Here is a 15,985-nt window from a genome sequence, read left to right on the forward strand (position 1 = left end):
AGCGATTTTAATTCAGAGTTAGAAAACGAAACAGGGGCAAAGGCAGCCAAATTCTTTGTAGTTTCTCTTTTTATAGAATTATTAAAATCTAAAAAAGAAGCTGAATATGCATAACTAATATTGTGGTCTTCAATTAAGTATTTTGGGTTTTGGTTATTAGTATTTAACGACTCAAAAGGAATGTTTTGAAGAATATCATTAGATAGAACAATTAGATTTTTATTTTTAATGAACTCTATTGATTTTTTATCAGGGAATAAATTATTAAACAACTTGTTCGAAGTAGAATAAAAATCATTGAACTCCGATTTTTGTGTTAAAGGTTTTGATATGAGTTTTTTATAATGACTAACTAACTCAAAGAAACTTGAATCTATTTTAGCTTTAAAAGTATAATTCTCTTTTTTTGAAGTAAAAAAACCAAATAAATTATTGTTGTTTGAATCTAAATGATAGGAAAGAATAACGGAGTTATCATCCAAGTTTTCTTTCATTTTTTCTAAAGAAATAGGTTGAATATTATTTCTTTTTGAAAAATATTCAGGATACACTTTGGTAATAGAATCTTTAAATCGATCGAAAGAAAGTTTTATATTAAATAAAGAGTCTTTTATTTTTTTATTCTCGTCAGATTTTTCTTCAAGCGAATAGATATCCTCTTGATATTTTTTTAATTGAGATTTTACTTGGTAAGGTAAATTTAGTTGGCTATTATTTTCCTTGATACTTTGAGTAAGTAAAAAAGCTTTATTTTTTTCGATAATTGAATTCATCAATTCATTCTCGCCTAAATGATATGCCGCTAATACACCATAGTTGTAGATTTCAGAAACATCATCTCTCCATAAGAATTTAGTGTTTATTTCAGTACTATTTTGAATGGTGTAGTTTATGAAAGCATCAGAAAAATTAACTGTTTCAATGCTTTCTTTTAAATGTTCTTTCTTTTGAGTTTTATTGTATAGGTGATTTAGAATGTTGAGTTTATCTTTAAAAGCTAACACTATATTTCTCCTGGAAATAGCATTTTTAAAATGGTTTTCGGTCAAAGATAAATTCTCTGTTATTGATATTTCAAAAATAAATTTCAAGGCGTAATTTATTTTTTTCAAAGAATTATTAATTTTATTTTTTTTTAAGTAATAGTTTGCTAAATGTCTATAAGCTTCAGAGATAAGAGCTTTTTTATCATATTCAATTACTTTAGAACTGTATTTTATTCCTTTATTTATGTAAAATACTGAACTGTCTTTATTTTCATATAATAGCAATTCACCTATATTATTGTAGGCAATAGCTATAGAATAATTATCTTTATTTTTCAGTCCAATTTTTAAGCAATGGTTATAGTTTTTTTTTGCTAGTTTATATGAATAATTTTTTTCAACAAAATATAGACTACCAAGATTGTTGAAGAGTAAACTTTTTTCTTTTTGATATTTCAATCTATCAAAAGCATCGATTAAACTATCACATTTTTTTAGATATTTTATACCAATATTAGCTGCTTCTTTAGTTTTAAGTTGATTACATGTATTGGATAAATTGAGAGAATAACTTATTGCATTATTGATGTTTCCTTGTTTTACAAGTAAGTCAATTGACTTTTTATAAAAATTCAGTGATTTATAAAGTTGCCCCTGCATACCATAACATCTTGCCAGTTGACCTAATGATTGACCAACTTTTTTTGGATAATAATTAATCTTTATTGCCTCATGGAAATAAACCGTAGCAGAGTCAAGCTCATTATTTTCCATATAATACTTACCTATTAAGTAATATGAATTATGGAAATGCTTTGGGAAAAATCTACCGTTTTGAGATAAATTGTTTTGAATTTTAGCATATTTAATAGCTAATGATAAGTTATTTTTTTTATAAAATATTCTTGAGTAATCAAAGGCTTTTATTATTTTTTCATTTGTATCTGAATTAAGTGTATTTAGGATGCTATCCGCTTCTTTTTCGTTTATTTTTTTATCACTAGTTGTTTTTAAATTATAGTTAAAAGAATTTTGCCCATAACAGTTTATAGAAATATATAGAATTAAAAAAAATATTATTCCTTTTCTGGACATATTAATTTCTATTATAAAAAAACAAAGTAAAAGAAAAAAGTGCTACGACACCTAATAAATAAATCCAATAAGGAGTAGCTGGATAGGTTGGAGAGGTGTCTCCAATTAATACAAATGACGCCCAATAATAAGGAGATTTCTCCGATAGTGAGTGTTCTTTTAAGTAGTTACGTTTAGCATTGTTTAATGCTTCCGATTTAGATTGGTTATTATTCAGATTTTTATAAAAATCTTTCATAATGCTAGACGTTGAAACATCATTTACATTCCATAAAGAAGAAATTACAGATTTAGCTCCTGAATAGAAGAATCCTCTAGATAAACTAAATACACCTTCTCCTTTTTTAAGTTCCCCTAAATTACTTTCACAAGCACTTAAAACCACTAAATCGGCATTGGTTTTATGAGTGTATAATTCATGTAGATGTAAAGTATCTTTAGAAAAATAAATAGCAGGATTATGCGAAGAACTTGCGTGAGTTGCTAAATGTAAAATTTTATAATCACTACTGTTGTTTAGGAAATTAGTTTTAGTAGCATTGGTATTAGTAAAAAGATCACCGCTAATTTCATTATCAATAGTTTTTACTTCAGCTTCGGTAGCTTGTAGCAATTTTAATTCTGAGTTAGAAAACGAAACAGGAGCAAAGGCTGCTAAATTCTTTGAAGTTTCTCTTTTTATAGAATTATTAAAATCTAAGAAAGAAGCTGAATATGCATAGCTAATATTGTGGTCTTCGATTAAATATTTTGGGTTTTCGTTATTAGTATATAATGATTCAAAAGGAATGTTTTGAAGAATATCGTTAGATATAATAATCAGATTTTTATTTTTAATAAATTTTCTAGATTCATTATCAGGAAACAAATTGTTAAATAATTTATTAGAAGTAGAATAAAAATTTTTGAACTCTGATTTATGAGTTAAAGGTTTTGATATGAGTTTTTTATAATTACTAACTAATTCATAGAAGCTTGAATCTATTTTAGCTTTGAAAGTATAACTGTCAATTTTTGAAGTAAAAAGACCAAATAAATTGTTGTTATTAGAATCTAAATGATAAGAAAGAATAATAGAGTTATCATTCAATTTTTCTTTAATTTTTTCTAAAGAAATAGGTTGAATATTATTTCTATCTGAAAAATATTCAGGATACACTTTGGTAATAGAATCTTTAAATCGATCGAAAGAAAGTTTTATATTAAATAAAGAGTCTTTTATTTTTTTATTCTCGTCAGATTTTTCTTCAAGCGAATAGATATCCTCTTGATATTTTTTTAATTGAGATTTTACTTGGTAAGGTAAATTTAGTTGGCTATTATTTTCCTTGATACTTTGAGTAAGTAAAAAAGCTTTATTTTTTTCGATAATTGAGTTTGTCAATTCATTGTCCCCTAAATGAAACGCTGCTAATACGCCGAAGTTGTAGATTTCAGAAACATCATCTCTCCATAAGAATTTAGTGTTTATTTCAGTACTGTTTTGGATAGTGTAGTTTATAAAAGCGTCACAAAGGTAAACTGTTTTAATGCTTTCTTCTAAATATTCTTTCTTTTGAGTTTTATTGTATAAGTGGTTCAGAATATTAAGTTTGTCCTTAAAAGCTAACACTATGTTTCTTCTAGAGGAAGCTTTTTCAAAATGTATATCATTTAATTCAATTTCCTTTTTATTAAATGGTATCTGGAAACTTTTTTTTATGGCAATATTTATATTTTTTAAAGCTAATTCTAAATTGTCTTTTTTAATGTAACACTTGGATATATTTCTATATATATCAGATTCAATGTCCTTTAGAAAGTTGTCTTTTGATTTTGCAATATGTTTCAATCCTTTATTTAAGAAATATAGCGAGCTATCTTTACCTTCATCAAGGTATAACTCTCCTAAATTTAGATATGCTAATGAAGTTATTTTCTCTTGATTCCTATTAAGACTAAATTTGAGAGCTTTTCTGTAATAATTAGAAGCTTTTTTATAATCATAGTTTGAAGGAAAAGCATATAGTACACCTTTACAAATATCTATTGATCCTATTTCAGGAGTCAAATATTTATTTTTATTTATTAAACTGTCACATTTTTCTAAAAAATGTAGGCCTATACGAGCACTTCTTTTAGTTTTTACTTGATTACATGCGTCTGTCAAACTTATTATGTGAAATAAGATGCTGTTAGGTTTAGCATGTTTTATCAAAAGAGGGATTCCTTCAGTGTAGTATTCAATTGATTTATGAAGATCCCCTTGTTTTCTGTAGCATGTAGCAATTTGACAAAATGATTGAGCGATTTTTTTCGGATAGTGATTTAATTCAAGCGCTCTTTTGGAATAAATAATTGCTGAATCTAATTTATTATTCACCATGAAATACTTACCAATAAGGTAAAAAGAAGTATGGTAATGTTTTGGATATATTTCCCCTTTTTGAGATAAGTTGTTTTGAATTTTGGCATACTTTATAGCGAGCTTTAAATTACCTTTTTTGTAAAAAATTCTGGAATAATTAAAGGCTTTTATTATTTTTTTATTTGTATCTGAATTAAGTGTATTTAGGATGCTATCCGCATCTTTTTCGTTTATTTTTTTATCACTAGTTGTTTTTAAATTATAGTTAAAAGAGTTTTGCCCATAACAGTTTATAGAAATATATAGAATTAAAAAAAATATTATTCCTTTTCTGAACATGTTAATTTCTCTTGTAAAAAAATAAAATAATTGAAAAAAGTGCTACGACACCTAATAAATAAACCCAATAAGGAGTAGCTGGATAGGTTGGAGAGGTGTCTCCAATTAATACAAATGACGCCCAATAATAAGGAGATTTCTCCGATAGAGAATGTTCGTTTAAGTAGTTACGTTTAGCATTGTTTAATGCTTCCGATTTAGATTGGTTATTATTCAGATTTTTATAAAAATCTTTCATAATGCTAGACGTAGAAACATCATTTACATTCCATAAGGAAGAAATTACAGATTTAGCTCCAGAATAGAAGAATCCTCTAGACAAGCTAAATACACCTTCACCTTTTTTAATTTCTCCTAAATTACTCTCACAAGCACTTAAAACGACTAAGTCAGCATTCGTTTTATGAGTATATAACTCATGCAATTGCAGTGTATCTTTGGTAAAATAAATAGCAGGATTATCAGAAGAAGTAGCATGTGTTGCTAAATGCAAAATTTTGTAATCACTACTGTTGTTTAGGAAATTAGTTTTGGTAGCATTTATATTTGTAAAAAGATCGCTATTAATTTCGTTATTAATATTTTTTACTTCCGCTTCCGTTGCTTTAAGAGATTTTAGCTCTGAGTTAGAAAACGAAACAGGAGCGAAGGCAGCTAAATTCTTTGAAGTCTCTCTCTTCAAAGAATTATTAAATTCTAAAAAAGAAGCTGAATAGGCATAGCTAATATTATGATCTTGGATTAAGTATTTTGAGTTTTTATTATTAGTGTTTAACGACTCAAAAGGAATGTTCTGAAGAACATCATTAGATAGAATAATCAGGTTTTTATTTTTTATAAAATCTCTAGATTTTTTATCAGGGAACAAATTATTAAATAACTTGTTAGAAGTATCATAAAAATCTTTGAACTCCGATTTTTGTGTTAAAGGTTTTGATATGAGTTTTTTATAATTACTAACTAATTCATAGAAGCTTGAATCTATTTTAACTTTAAAAGTATAATTCTCTTTTTTTGATGTAAACAGACCAAATAAATTATTGTTATTGGAATCTAAATGATAAGAAAGAATAACAGAGTTATCATTCAAGTTTTCTTTTATTTTTTCTAAAGAAATAGGTTGAATATTATTTCTCTTAGAAAAATACTCTGGATATACTTTGGTAATAGAATCTTTAAATCGATCAAAAGAAAGTTTTATATTAAATAAAGAATCTTTGATTTTTTTGTTTTCGCTAGATTTTTCTTCAAGAGAATAGATGTCTTCCTGATATTTTTTTAATTGAGTTTTTACTTGGTACGGTAAATTTAGCTGACTGTTATTTTCTTTAATACTTTGAGTAAGTAAAAAGGCTTTATTTTTCTCTATAATAGAGTTCATCAATTCATTATTGCCTAAATGAAACGCGGCCAATACACCATAGTTGTATATTTCTGAAACATCGTCTCTCCATAAGAATTTAGTGTTTCTTTCAGTACTGTTTTGGATAGTGTAGTTTATAAAAGCATCAGACAGATTAATTGTTTTAATACTTTCTTCTAAATGTTCTTTCTTTTGAGTTTTATTGTATAGATGATTTAGAATATTAAGTTTATCTTTAAAAGCTAGCACTATATTTCTCCTGGAAATAGCATTTTTAAAGTGATTAACCTTTATTTCAATTTTATCTTCTAAAGGTATTTCAAAGCCACTATTAATAGAGTAATTAATATTTTTAACAGAAAGTTTTGAATTGTTTTTTCTTAAATAATAATTTGATAAAACTCTGTATATATCCGATTTGAGTGCATTTTTATCATAATTTACTAGTTGGTTACAATAAAATAATCCCTTCTTTAAGAAGAATAAAGAACTGTCATTGTCTTTATTTATGTATAATTCACCTAAATTACCATAAGAAACAGCTAATGAGTAATTGTTTTCTTGTTGAAGACCTATTTTTAAAGCTTTTAGATAATTTTTTCTCGCTTTTTTGAATGAGTAATTATCTTCAACAAAATATAAATTTCCTAAGTTATTAAATAGATAACTTTTTTCTCTAATATTTGATAACTGATCATTATTGTTTAGTATACTGTCACATTTTTCTAAATATCTTATTCCGAGTAATGCATACTCTTTCGTTTTTATTTGATTACAGGTTACACTAAAATTTAGAGCATTAGATATCATGGCATAATATTGGCCTTGCTTGAATAATAAATCGACTCCCTTAATATAAAAATCTGATGATTTATGAAGTTCCCCTTTCATTCTATAACAATTACCTATCTGGCATAAGGATTGCCCAATTTTCTTAGGGTAAATATTTAATTTTACAGCTTTGTTAAAATAAATAATCGCAGAATCCAATTCATTTTTTTGCATAAAATACTTACCAATTAAATAATATGAATTGTGATAGTGTTTTGGAAAAAGGTTAAATTTTTTAGATAAGCTATTTTGTACTTTAGCATATTTAATAGCTAATGATAAGTTATTTTTTTTATAAAATATTCTTGAGTAATCAAAGGCTTTTATTATTTTTTCATTTGTATCTGAATTAAGTGTATTTAGGATGCTATCCGCTTCTTTTTCGTTTATTTTTTTATCACTAGTTGTTTTTAAATTATAGTTAAAAGAATTTTGCCCATAACAGTTTATAGAAATATATAGAATTAAAAAAAATATTATTCCTTTTCTGGACATATTAATTTCTATTATAAAAAAACAAAGTAAAAGAAAAAAGTGCTACGACACCTAATAAATAAATCCAATAAGGAGTAGCTGGATAGGTTGGAGAGGTGTCTCCAATTAATACAAATGACGCCCAATAATAAGGAGATTTCTCCGATAGAGAATGTTCGTTTAAGTAGTTACGTTTAGCATTGTTTAATGCTTCCGATTTAGATTGGTTATTATTTAGATTCTTATAAAAATCTTTCATAATGCTGGACGTAGAAACATCATTTACGTTCCATAAGGAAGATATTACAGATTTAGCTCCAGAATAGAAGAATCCTCTTGATAAACTAAATACACCTTCCCCTTTTTTAATTTCTCCTAAATTACTTTCACAGGCACTCAAGACTACTAAGTCCGCATTCGTTTTATGAGTGTATAACTCATGTAATTGTAATGTGTCTTTAGAAAAATAGATAGCAGGATTATCCGATGAAGTAGCATGTGTTGCTAAATGCAAAATTTTGTAATTACTACTGTTGTTTAGGAAATTAGTTTTGGTAGCATTAAAATCTAAAAAAGTATCACCATCTAATATATCATTAATACTTGAAATTTCGTTTCTAGTTGAGTTCAGTGTTTTCAGATTTTTACTTATAAACTCAACAGGAGCTAATCCAAAGAAATTTTTATTAGATTTAGTTTTTTTTGATTTCAATTCATTAAGAAAGGATAACGAGTAGTTATAGCTTATGTTATTATTCTCAACTAAATATCGAGTTGAATTTTTTGTTGTGTTTAAAGCTTCGAAAGGAATATCTTGAATTGAAGCATCTGGTATTATTATTAAATTTTTCTTTTCTCGACTAAGTTTTTTAAGGAGTCATTAGGCAAAAGATAATTATAGAGTGCATAAGAAACATTTTTAAAATTATTAAATTGATTCTCTGTTTTTAAGGGTTTTGAAATTAAGTCTCTAAACTCGTTGCAGTTTTTTTCAAAATTATTATAGTTAATTATTTCAAAGCTATAAATATTATTAGAGCTTATTAACTGTGCCAAAAGTGTTTTTTTTCTGAAATTCTCTTCATTTGATATATAAGATATAACTAAAGTATTTTCATCAAGATTGTTTTGTACAGTTTTAAGGTTTGTCAATTTAATTTCAGAAGTTTTACTCGATAAATTTGGATTTTTATTATAAATAGAATCCTTGAATAGCTCAAATTGTTTTTTTAATTGAAATAAAGAATCCTTTTGACTTGAGTATTCAATACTATTGGATTCTCTATTTAGATTTTCCAGTTCTAAAATATTTTTTTTAAAGGAAATAAACTTATCAGAGATATGTTTTGGCAAGGTGTTAAAATCACTATTTTGTTTTATTCCATGTATTAATAATAGAGCTTTATTTTTTTCCATAAAGTAAAACATCTCATCATTATCATTTAATAATTTTGCAGCCTTTGTTCCTAATAGGTATCCTCTAGAAGCTTCTTGTCTCCATAATAATCTAGTTTCTATTTCACTACTAGAATCTTAAGTTATGTTCACAATTCTATCTACAATTTTAATTGTGTTAATAGCTTTTTTAAGAAAATCTATATTATTGGTTTGAGAATAGAGGTTGATTAAAATGTCCGCTTTATTATTGAAGTAAATGATTATATTTTTCTTATCACTGTGAGTATAAATATTAACATCAGAAGGAATATAATCTATAATATTATCATCAATATTAAAACTAAGGTTAATAGCTTTATTTATATACTTTATAGAGGATTTTAAATCGTTTATGATAAGATTGTAATCTGCAATATTGTTATAAGTGATAGCTCTATTATATTTATCATTTAAGTTGTATTTTAAGCTTTGATTTAAATAATGTATTGCGCTATCATTACCTTGTTTTATATAAAGGTTACTTAAATCAAGGTTGGCTGATGATATTTTAGATGAGTCATTGTGTTTTTTTGCCAAGTATAGTACTTTTCTAAAATGTAATATTGCTTTACTTGAATACATTTTTCTTAGAGAGTCTGACTTATAGTAGACATCAAATAAAGAAGAATATGTATGCCCAATTGCTAAGTCTAGTAAGAAACACTTAGCAGGGGAATTTTTTAGTTTTTCGGATGATTCAACTAATTTGGAAGTTTCATTGATGAGATTTAAACTCTCAGTTATTGATTTTTTTGTGTTTATTAGTATTAATGTATTCACTGTTCCAATATCCGAACTAAAGAGTGAAGATTTTGAATTGTATTTAAGTAAAAATTTTCTTGCTAATCTAAAATAATCCATAGCTCGATAAAAATTACCTTTTTTTTGGTAGCATTTACCAATTTGTCTATAAGTAATTCCTATGAATGTAGTCTTTATGTTTTTAAGCTTTATTAAGTTAAAAAATGTTTTTAAAGATTCCTCATACTCTCCATTGGAATAGTAAAACATACCTTTATTATAAACTAACCTCTGATAAGAAAATTCAGAGGTCTTATTAAGGTTTTCATAAATGTTAATTCCAATATCTGCATATTTTATAGCAATCTCATCCTTTTTCTCTTGATAAAAGTACGTTGAAAAGAAACTTGACATTTTAAGTTTAAGTGAGTCATTAGAAGAATAAAATAATGAATCAACTTTATGTTCAGTAATTAGGTTTTTATTTTTTTTTTAATTCTAGAAATTTTTCATAACAATTTTGACTATTCATTAGCTGAAAGCAAGAAATGGTTAAAAGAAACAATAAAGTCTTTAGTTTACTCATAAAGTTTTAATAAGTATATAATTTTGATTTCAAAAATAGAGAGAACTTTATAAGAAAAAAAGCAGAATATTTTCCTGCTTTTTCAAAGTCATACTACCCTTACTTTTTTATGAAATTCTCTCCAACCTTACGATGTGTTATAATGATTTTCAAGGAAAAAACAAAATTATTATTGGTTTTAACGTTCATATTTCAGAGCAAATTTTCTGAAGTGTAGTAATTTAAAATAATGAGTATACCGAAATAGTTAAAGATTTTAAATAAGTGAAAATTTGCAGAATAATTAGGATAAGTGTCGCTTTTACAAAGACTAATTAATAACTAAAAGTTCATTGCTTAAAACAATGAACTTTTGTTGTAAATATTTAAACCTAATTATTCGAGTTCAAATTCAATCATCTTACCTTCGCTTTGGACAGAATATACTCCAAAATCAGCGCTAAATTTAGTGTTTCCAACATAAAAATTGTCACCAGTTGTAGATGAGTCACTTGGTGTAGAATTAAATGGATCACTTACAACTGTAATATTAGGATTAGGAGGAGTTGTAGGGAAGTGGTATGTTTCAATACCTATTTCATTAGATCTAGCATACTGTTTTTCCATAATAAAGTTTAATCTAAATTTATTACCAGTTACATTATACCAGCTGACATCATAGCTATGAATAACGAATTTGGTTTGTATTTCAGCAAAACTTTTAACAGTACCATCATATATTACTTTTACTTCTTTTAATTCTTTGGTTTGTTTATTATATTTTCCTGTAAATGTTATATAATTACACCCTTCAGTATTCGGTTCGTAAATATCAAGTGTCGCTTTCAAAGTGAAGCTTCCAGTAATTCCATCTGAGCTGGGTTTAAATGAGTTATAGTCTTCACAATTACTCTCTTCATCTACACTTATAAAACCCGTCCTGTTCATTAGGATTTCATCATTATTAGAGTTAATTAACTCTTCATGAGTTTTTACATCATCTTGACATGATATAAATAAAGTTAAGAAAGTTCCAAAAATTAATAATTTTTTCATTTTGTTTTCTGTTTAAGTTAAATTCAACTTCTTGTTCACAAGAAAGTAAAACGTTACCCTCTTTTTTTGAAAAAAAATAAAATAATTGAAAAAAGTGCTACGACACCTAATAAATAAATCCAATAAGGAGTAGCTGGATAGGTAGGGGAAGTATCTCCAATTAACACAAAAGAAGCCCAATAATAAGGTGATTTCTCCGATAGTGAGTGTTCTTTTAAGTAGTTACGCTTAGCATTGTTTAAAGCTTCCGATTTAGATTGGTTGTTATTCAGATTTTTATAAAAATCTTTCATAATGCTAGAGGTAGAGACATCATTTACGTTCCATAAGGAAGAGATTACAGATTTAGCTCCTGAATAGAAGAAACCTCTAGATAAACTAAATACACCTTCCCCTTTTTTAATTTCACCTAAATTACTTTCACAAGCACTTAACACGACTAAGTCAGCATTCGTTTTATGCGTATATAATTCATGTAATTGTAATGTATCCTTAGAAAAATAAATAGCAGGATTATCAGAAGAAGTAGCATGTGTTGCTAAATGCAAAATTTTATAATCATCACTATTATTTAAGAAATTGGTTTTGGTAGCATTTATGTTTGTAAAAACATCACTACTCATTTCGTTGCTAATAGTTTTTACTTCAGCTTCGGTAGCTTGTAGCGATTTTAGCTCTGAGTTAGAAAACGAAACAGGAGCAAAGGCAGCCAAATTCTTTGAAGTTTCTCTTTTTAAAGAATTATTAAAATCTAAAAAAGAAGCTGAATAAGCATAGCTAATATTATGATCTTCGATTAAGTATTTTAAAGATTTCTTTTTAGTAACAAGAGCTTCAAACGGTAAGTTTTGAAGTTCACCGTTAGTTATGATTATAAAATCTTTATTCTTTATTAATCTATTTATTTCACTATTTGGAAATAAAAATGTATTCAATTTATAAGAAACTTCTTTGAAGTCAATAAGTTGTTCTTTTTGAGAAAAAGGTTTAGAAATTAATTTTTTGTACTTAGAAAATAATGAATATTCTTTCTGAGTGAGTGGCACTTTAAAAGAAATAGATTTTTCTCTGGTGTTTACTAATCCTAATAATTCATAATTATCAGAGTTGTAATTTTTTACAATATCATAAGATAAAACAGCTGTTTTATTATCTAACTTCTGTTTTAGTTCAGACAAAGAAATAGATTGGACATTGTTTTTTTTGCTAAAATAATCAGGGTAAATAAGTTTAAGAGAATCTTTAAATCGTTCATACTTTAACTTCAAATTGAATAAAGAATCATTCAAAAATTTATTCTCATTGGTTGTTCTACTCTCGATATCTAGTATTTTTTTTCTGAATAGCGCGTCATCAAGAGTTGCCTTATATGAAAGATTTGAAGTTAGGTTGTTTTGTTTAATACTTTGAGTTAATAAAAAAGCCTTGTTTTTTTCAATAAAATCAAAAAATAAATTATTGTCTTTTAAATAATAAGCGGCTAATACTCCGTAAGAATAAATTTCAGATACATCATCTCTCCAAAAAAGTTGAGTGATAGTTTCAGTACTCTCTTTTAAAATTAAATTGACAAGTAGATTGGATATGTTTACAGATTCAATTATTTGATTTATATATGATACTTTTTGTTCTCTTTCATAAAGTTTAAACAAAATATTAACTTTTAACTTTAAAGCGATTAGAGTGTTTTTTTTATACTGGTTTTTAAGTAAGTTTAGGGAATTAATATCGTTTATATCATTAACAAAGCAATACTTTTTCATTGCTTTGTTAGCATAATCTAATGATTTTTTTAATTTTTTAGAACTTAAAAAGTATCTAGATGCATTTAAATAACTCCCTGCGATTATAAAATTACTGTCTTCTTCATTGACTATTTTTTCTGAGTATTTTAAGCTTTCATAAACATAGAATTTTGCACTATCCCTTTGTTTGTAAATATAGGATTCAGCAATATTCATATTTGTTAGAGCCAAGTAATAGAAGTTTTTGTTTTTAATTGATAGCTTCAAGGCTTTTTTATAATAACCCATGGCTTTTTGTAAACTATCAATAGGTTTTAAAGAATATAAATTACCAAAACCAACGTTCAAATTAATCTTACGAGTATTGGATATTATGTTAGCATTAGATTTTGTAATACTATCAATCATATTAAAATAATAAATGCACTTTAATATAATGTGTTTGTTTTCAGTTTTATAGGCGTTTTGGCTCATGTTTATGGCATGAATAAATGTACTTGAAGGTTTGCCATATTCTTTCAGTAAATCTAATCCTTTAGAATAGTAATTAGTAGATTTATGATAGTAACCTTTTTTAAAGTAATGACGCCCCAATTCGCAATATGCTTGACCTTTTCTTTTTTTGTAAGTATTTATTTCACTTGCTTTTTTCAAGTAATAAATTGCCGAATCGTACCTTTGAGCATATATATTGTATAAGCCTAATCTATAAATTGCACTATGGTAATGATTACTTTCTTCACCTATTTGATCTAAAAGTTTTAGTTCTACGTTAGCATATTTAATGGCTAAGTTTAGATTAGGGTTTTGTTTTTTGTAAAAAAATCTAGAAAAGTTGAAAGCTCTTTTTCTTAGTTTTAAAGTGTCATTTTTTATTTCATTAAGTATTTGATCAGCTTTATGTTCTGTCAAATCATTTTCTTTTATTAGACTATCAATATAAAAGTTTTGCCCATTAACCCAATTGTGAAATGATAGGATAATGAGCAAAATCATTATATTTTTTTTTGTTAAATACAAATTTATATTAAGTAGATATTATTAGGGATTGATACAATCGTTACCATATGAAAAAGCAATTATTTCAGCTTTACGAGGGCAATGATCATCATCGTCATTTTCTACTTTAACATCTTTGCCTCCTGAAGGTATTAATGTCGTGAGTGTCCATGTTTCAGTATCTCCTGAACTGTGAATTAAGCTAAAAAATGTAATACCATGATAAGCTGCAAAACAATCTCTAGTTCTTTCTTTTGAAATATTGTCTAAGCCGCTCTTATAAGTAATAGTGATACAAGTTGTGTTTAGTGATGTTTGTTCTATTAATTCATTATTATGAGGAGTAATTTTAAAAGAATAAATCCCCACAGTTACCAAAGCAATTAATACAATTTTTAATAATTTCATAATTTAAATTTTTATATGTTCCTTACATCTTAGTAATTAAAAAACTAAAATGTTACCCGCGCAAAAATAGAAAATTTTATTTTTGTTTTATAATTGTATTTTATGGATGGAAATTATTACCTCGATGCACTTGTCAAAGGCGACTCAAAAGTAGTTTCAAAAATATATGATGTCAACTTTAAACAAGTAAAACGATTTATATTACAAAACAAAGGAAATACTGAAGATGCTGAGGATATTTTTCAAAAAGCATTGCTGCAAATAGCAGTTCGTCATAAAAAAGATGGGATTCATATAAATACTACTTTCGATGGTTTTTTATTTACAGTTTGTAAAAATTTATGGCGTAGAGAATTAAATAGTCATAAAAGTCGGGTAACAAATAGCGAGATAGTAGAACAAGTAAGTGAGGCTAAAGACAATGCAAGAGCAATTATTGAGCAAAAAAGACAAGAACTGTTTATAGAAATGCTTGATAAAATCTCTGAAAATTGTAAAATGATTTTATCGCTATTTTTTGCAAAAGTATCGTATGCAGAAATTATAGAAACTACCGAATATACTTCGGAGACAGTAGTTCGTCAGCGAGTTTTTAAGTGTAAAAAAAAGCTAACGGATTTAATTAAAGAAGACCTTAGATTTAATTCTTTACGAGAACTATGAATTTAGAAGACGACATATTAATAGAACAATTTTTGAGAAATGAACTTTCTGAACAAGAAAAAGAATCATTTCTTGAAAGAGTTAAAAATGATGCTGATTTTAGAGAGGAGTATCTATTAGAAAAGCAACTTTTTGAATCTTTAAATGAGGAAGAATGGAGTTTTGCTGAAAATATAGACAATAAAGAAACTAATGAATTAGAAGCTTTATTTGAAAGTAAGGAGATACAGAATTTAAAAGAAGTTATTAAGAAGGCTTCAACAAAACCTAAAGTCAGTAGAGGTAAAATAATTAGTTTTTTATCTGGATTTGCAGCAGCAGTTGTGCTCGGCTTTTTGATATTAAAACCAATGTTTTCTCCATCTGTTTTGGATACAAATGTATTGTATGCCGAATATGTAGACTTTAATAATTTACCATCTTTTATAGAAAGAGGAATTGATGATGCTAAAGGCACATTGATTGAAGCCGAAAAGCTTTTCAAGCAAAAAAAGTATGATGAATCAGCAGTCATTTTTCAAGAATTTCTTAAAGAAAACAAAAGTGAAAGTGGAGCTTATATTTATGCTGCATTATCGCACGCTGAACTTAAAAACTTTGATAAAGCAATAGAAATATTGGATACTTTAAAAGAGAGTGATTTAATTGATGCTGAAAAAGCCTATTGGTATAAAAGTCTAATATACTTAAAAGAAAAACAAACTGAAAAAGCTGAAAAGGAGTTACAGTACATTATTGATAATTCGCTTTTCAATAAAATTAAAGCAGAAGAATTAATACGTAAATTTCAGTAAGCTTCATTTGTCAACCTGAACTTGTTTCAGGTTCTCATCAAGTATAAAAATTATGAAATTTGCAATTAAAAAGAAAAGTAGCAACTAATGTTGCTACTTTTTGTTTTGTAAGACCCCTACATCTTACGACTTTACTTCTTCA

11 protein-coding genes are annotated in these 15,985 nt (G+C 26.4%); 2 read left to right on the forward strand and 9 right to left on the reverse strand.

Annotated features, from left to right (window positions below; genetic code table 11):
- The 9 genes from EV195_RS10335 to EV195_RS10375 form a co-directional block, all read right to left on the reverse strand.
- Positions 1-2,081 (reverse strand): tetratricopeptide repeat protein (locus EV195_RS10335; protein WP_132794885.1); only part of this gene is annotated, 2,081 nt, incomplete at its 3' end.
- A gap of 1 nt (position 2,082) precedes the next feature.
- On the reverse strand, positions 2,083-4,767 hold the full coding sequence (locus tag EV195_RS10340) for a CHAT domain-containing protein (protein ID WP_132794886.1): 2,685 nt from the start codon (positions 4,765-4,767) through the stop codon (positions 2,083-2,085).
- A gap of 1 nt (position 4,768) precedes the next feature.
- A complete protein-coding gene (locus tag EV195_RS10345; protein ID WP_132794887.1) occupies positions 4,769-7,456 on the reverse strand; it encodes a CHAT domain-containing protein in 2,688 nt (895 codons plus the stop codon).
- Between the two features lies 1 nt (position 7,457).
- Positions 7,458-8,276, reverse strand: a complete 819-nt coding sequence (locus tag EV195_RS10350) for a CHAT domain-containing protein (RefSeq protein WP_132794888.1) — start codon at positions 8,274-8,276, stop codon at positions 7,458-7,460.
- Positions 8,276-8,851, reverse strand: a complete 576-nt coding sequence (locus tag EV195_RS10355) for a hypothetical protein (protein ID WP_132794889.1) — start codon at positions 8,849-8,851, stop codon at positions 8,276-8,278. Before EV195_RS10355 ends, EV195_RS10350 begins: the two co-directional genes overlap by 1 nt.
- 117 nt (positions 8,852-8,968) lie before the next feature.
- Positions 8,969-10,027, reverse strand: a complete 1,059-nt coding sequence (locus EV195_RS10360) for a tetratricopeptide repeat protein (RefSeq protein ID WP_132794890.1) — start codon at positions 10,025-10,027, stop codon at positions 8,969-8,971.
- 547 nt (positions 10,028-10,574) lie between these two features.
- The gene (locus EV195_RS10365; protein ID WP_132794891.1) at positions 10,575-11,234 is read right to left on the reverse strand and encodes a hypothetical protein; all 660 of its coding nucleotides are present in this window, start codon (positions 11,232-11,234) and stop codon (positions 10,575-10,577) included.
- Between the two features lie 53 nt (positions 11,235-11,287).
- Positions 11,288-13,975 carry a CHAT domain-containing protein gene (locus EV195_RS10370; RefSeq protein WP_132794892.1) on the reverse strand — a complete coding sequence of 896 codons (2,688 nt, stop codon included), beginning with the start codon at positions 13,973-13,975 and terminating at the stop codon, positions 11,288-11,290.
- 45 nt (positions 13,976-14,020) lie between these two features.
- Positions 14,021-14,386 carry a hypothetical protein gene (locus EV195_RS10375; RefSeq protein ID WP_132794893.1) on the reverse strand — a complete coding sequence of 122 codons (366 nt, stop codon included), beginning with the start codon at positions 14,384-14,386 and terminating at the stop codon, positions 14,021-14,023.
- Positions 14,387-14,488: 102 nt separating this feature from the next.
- Between EV195_RS10375 and EV195_RS10380 the strand changes: the two genes are divergently transcribed.
- The gene (locus tag EV195_RS10380; protein WP_132794894.1) at positions 14,489-15,049 is read left to right on the forward strand and encodes an RNA polymerase sigma factor; all 561 of its coding nucleotides are present in this window, start codon (positions 14,489-14,491) and stop codon (positions 15,047-15,049) included.
- Positions 15,046-15,843 carry a tetratricopeptide repeat protein gene (locus EV195_RS10385; protein WP_132794895.1) on the forward strand — a complete coding sequence of 266 codons (798 nt, stop codon included), beginning with the start codon at positions 15,046-15,048 and terminating at the stop codon, positions 15,841-15,843. The genes EV195_RS10380 and EV195_RS10385 overlap by 4 nt, the downstream gene beginning before the upstream one ends.
- Positions 15,844-15,985: the final 142 nt, after the last annotated feature.

Origin of the sequence: Tenacibaculum skagerrakense (assembly GCF_004345825.1) — a bacterium.
In the GTDB taxonomy this organism is placed as follows: Bacteria; Bacteroidota; Bacteroidia; order Flavobacteriales; family Flavobacteriaceae; genus Polaribacter; species Polaribacter skagerrakensis.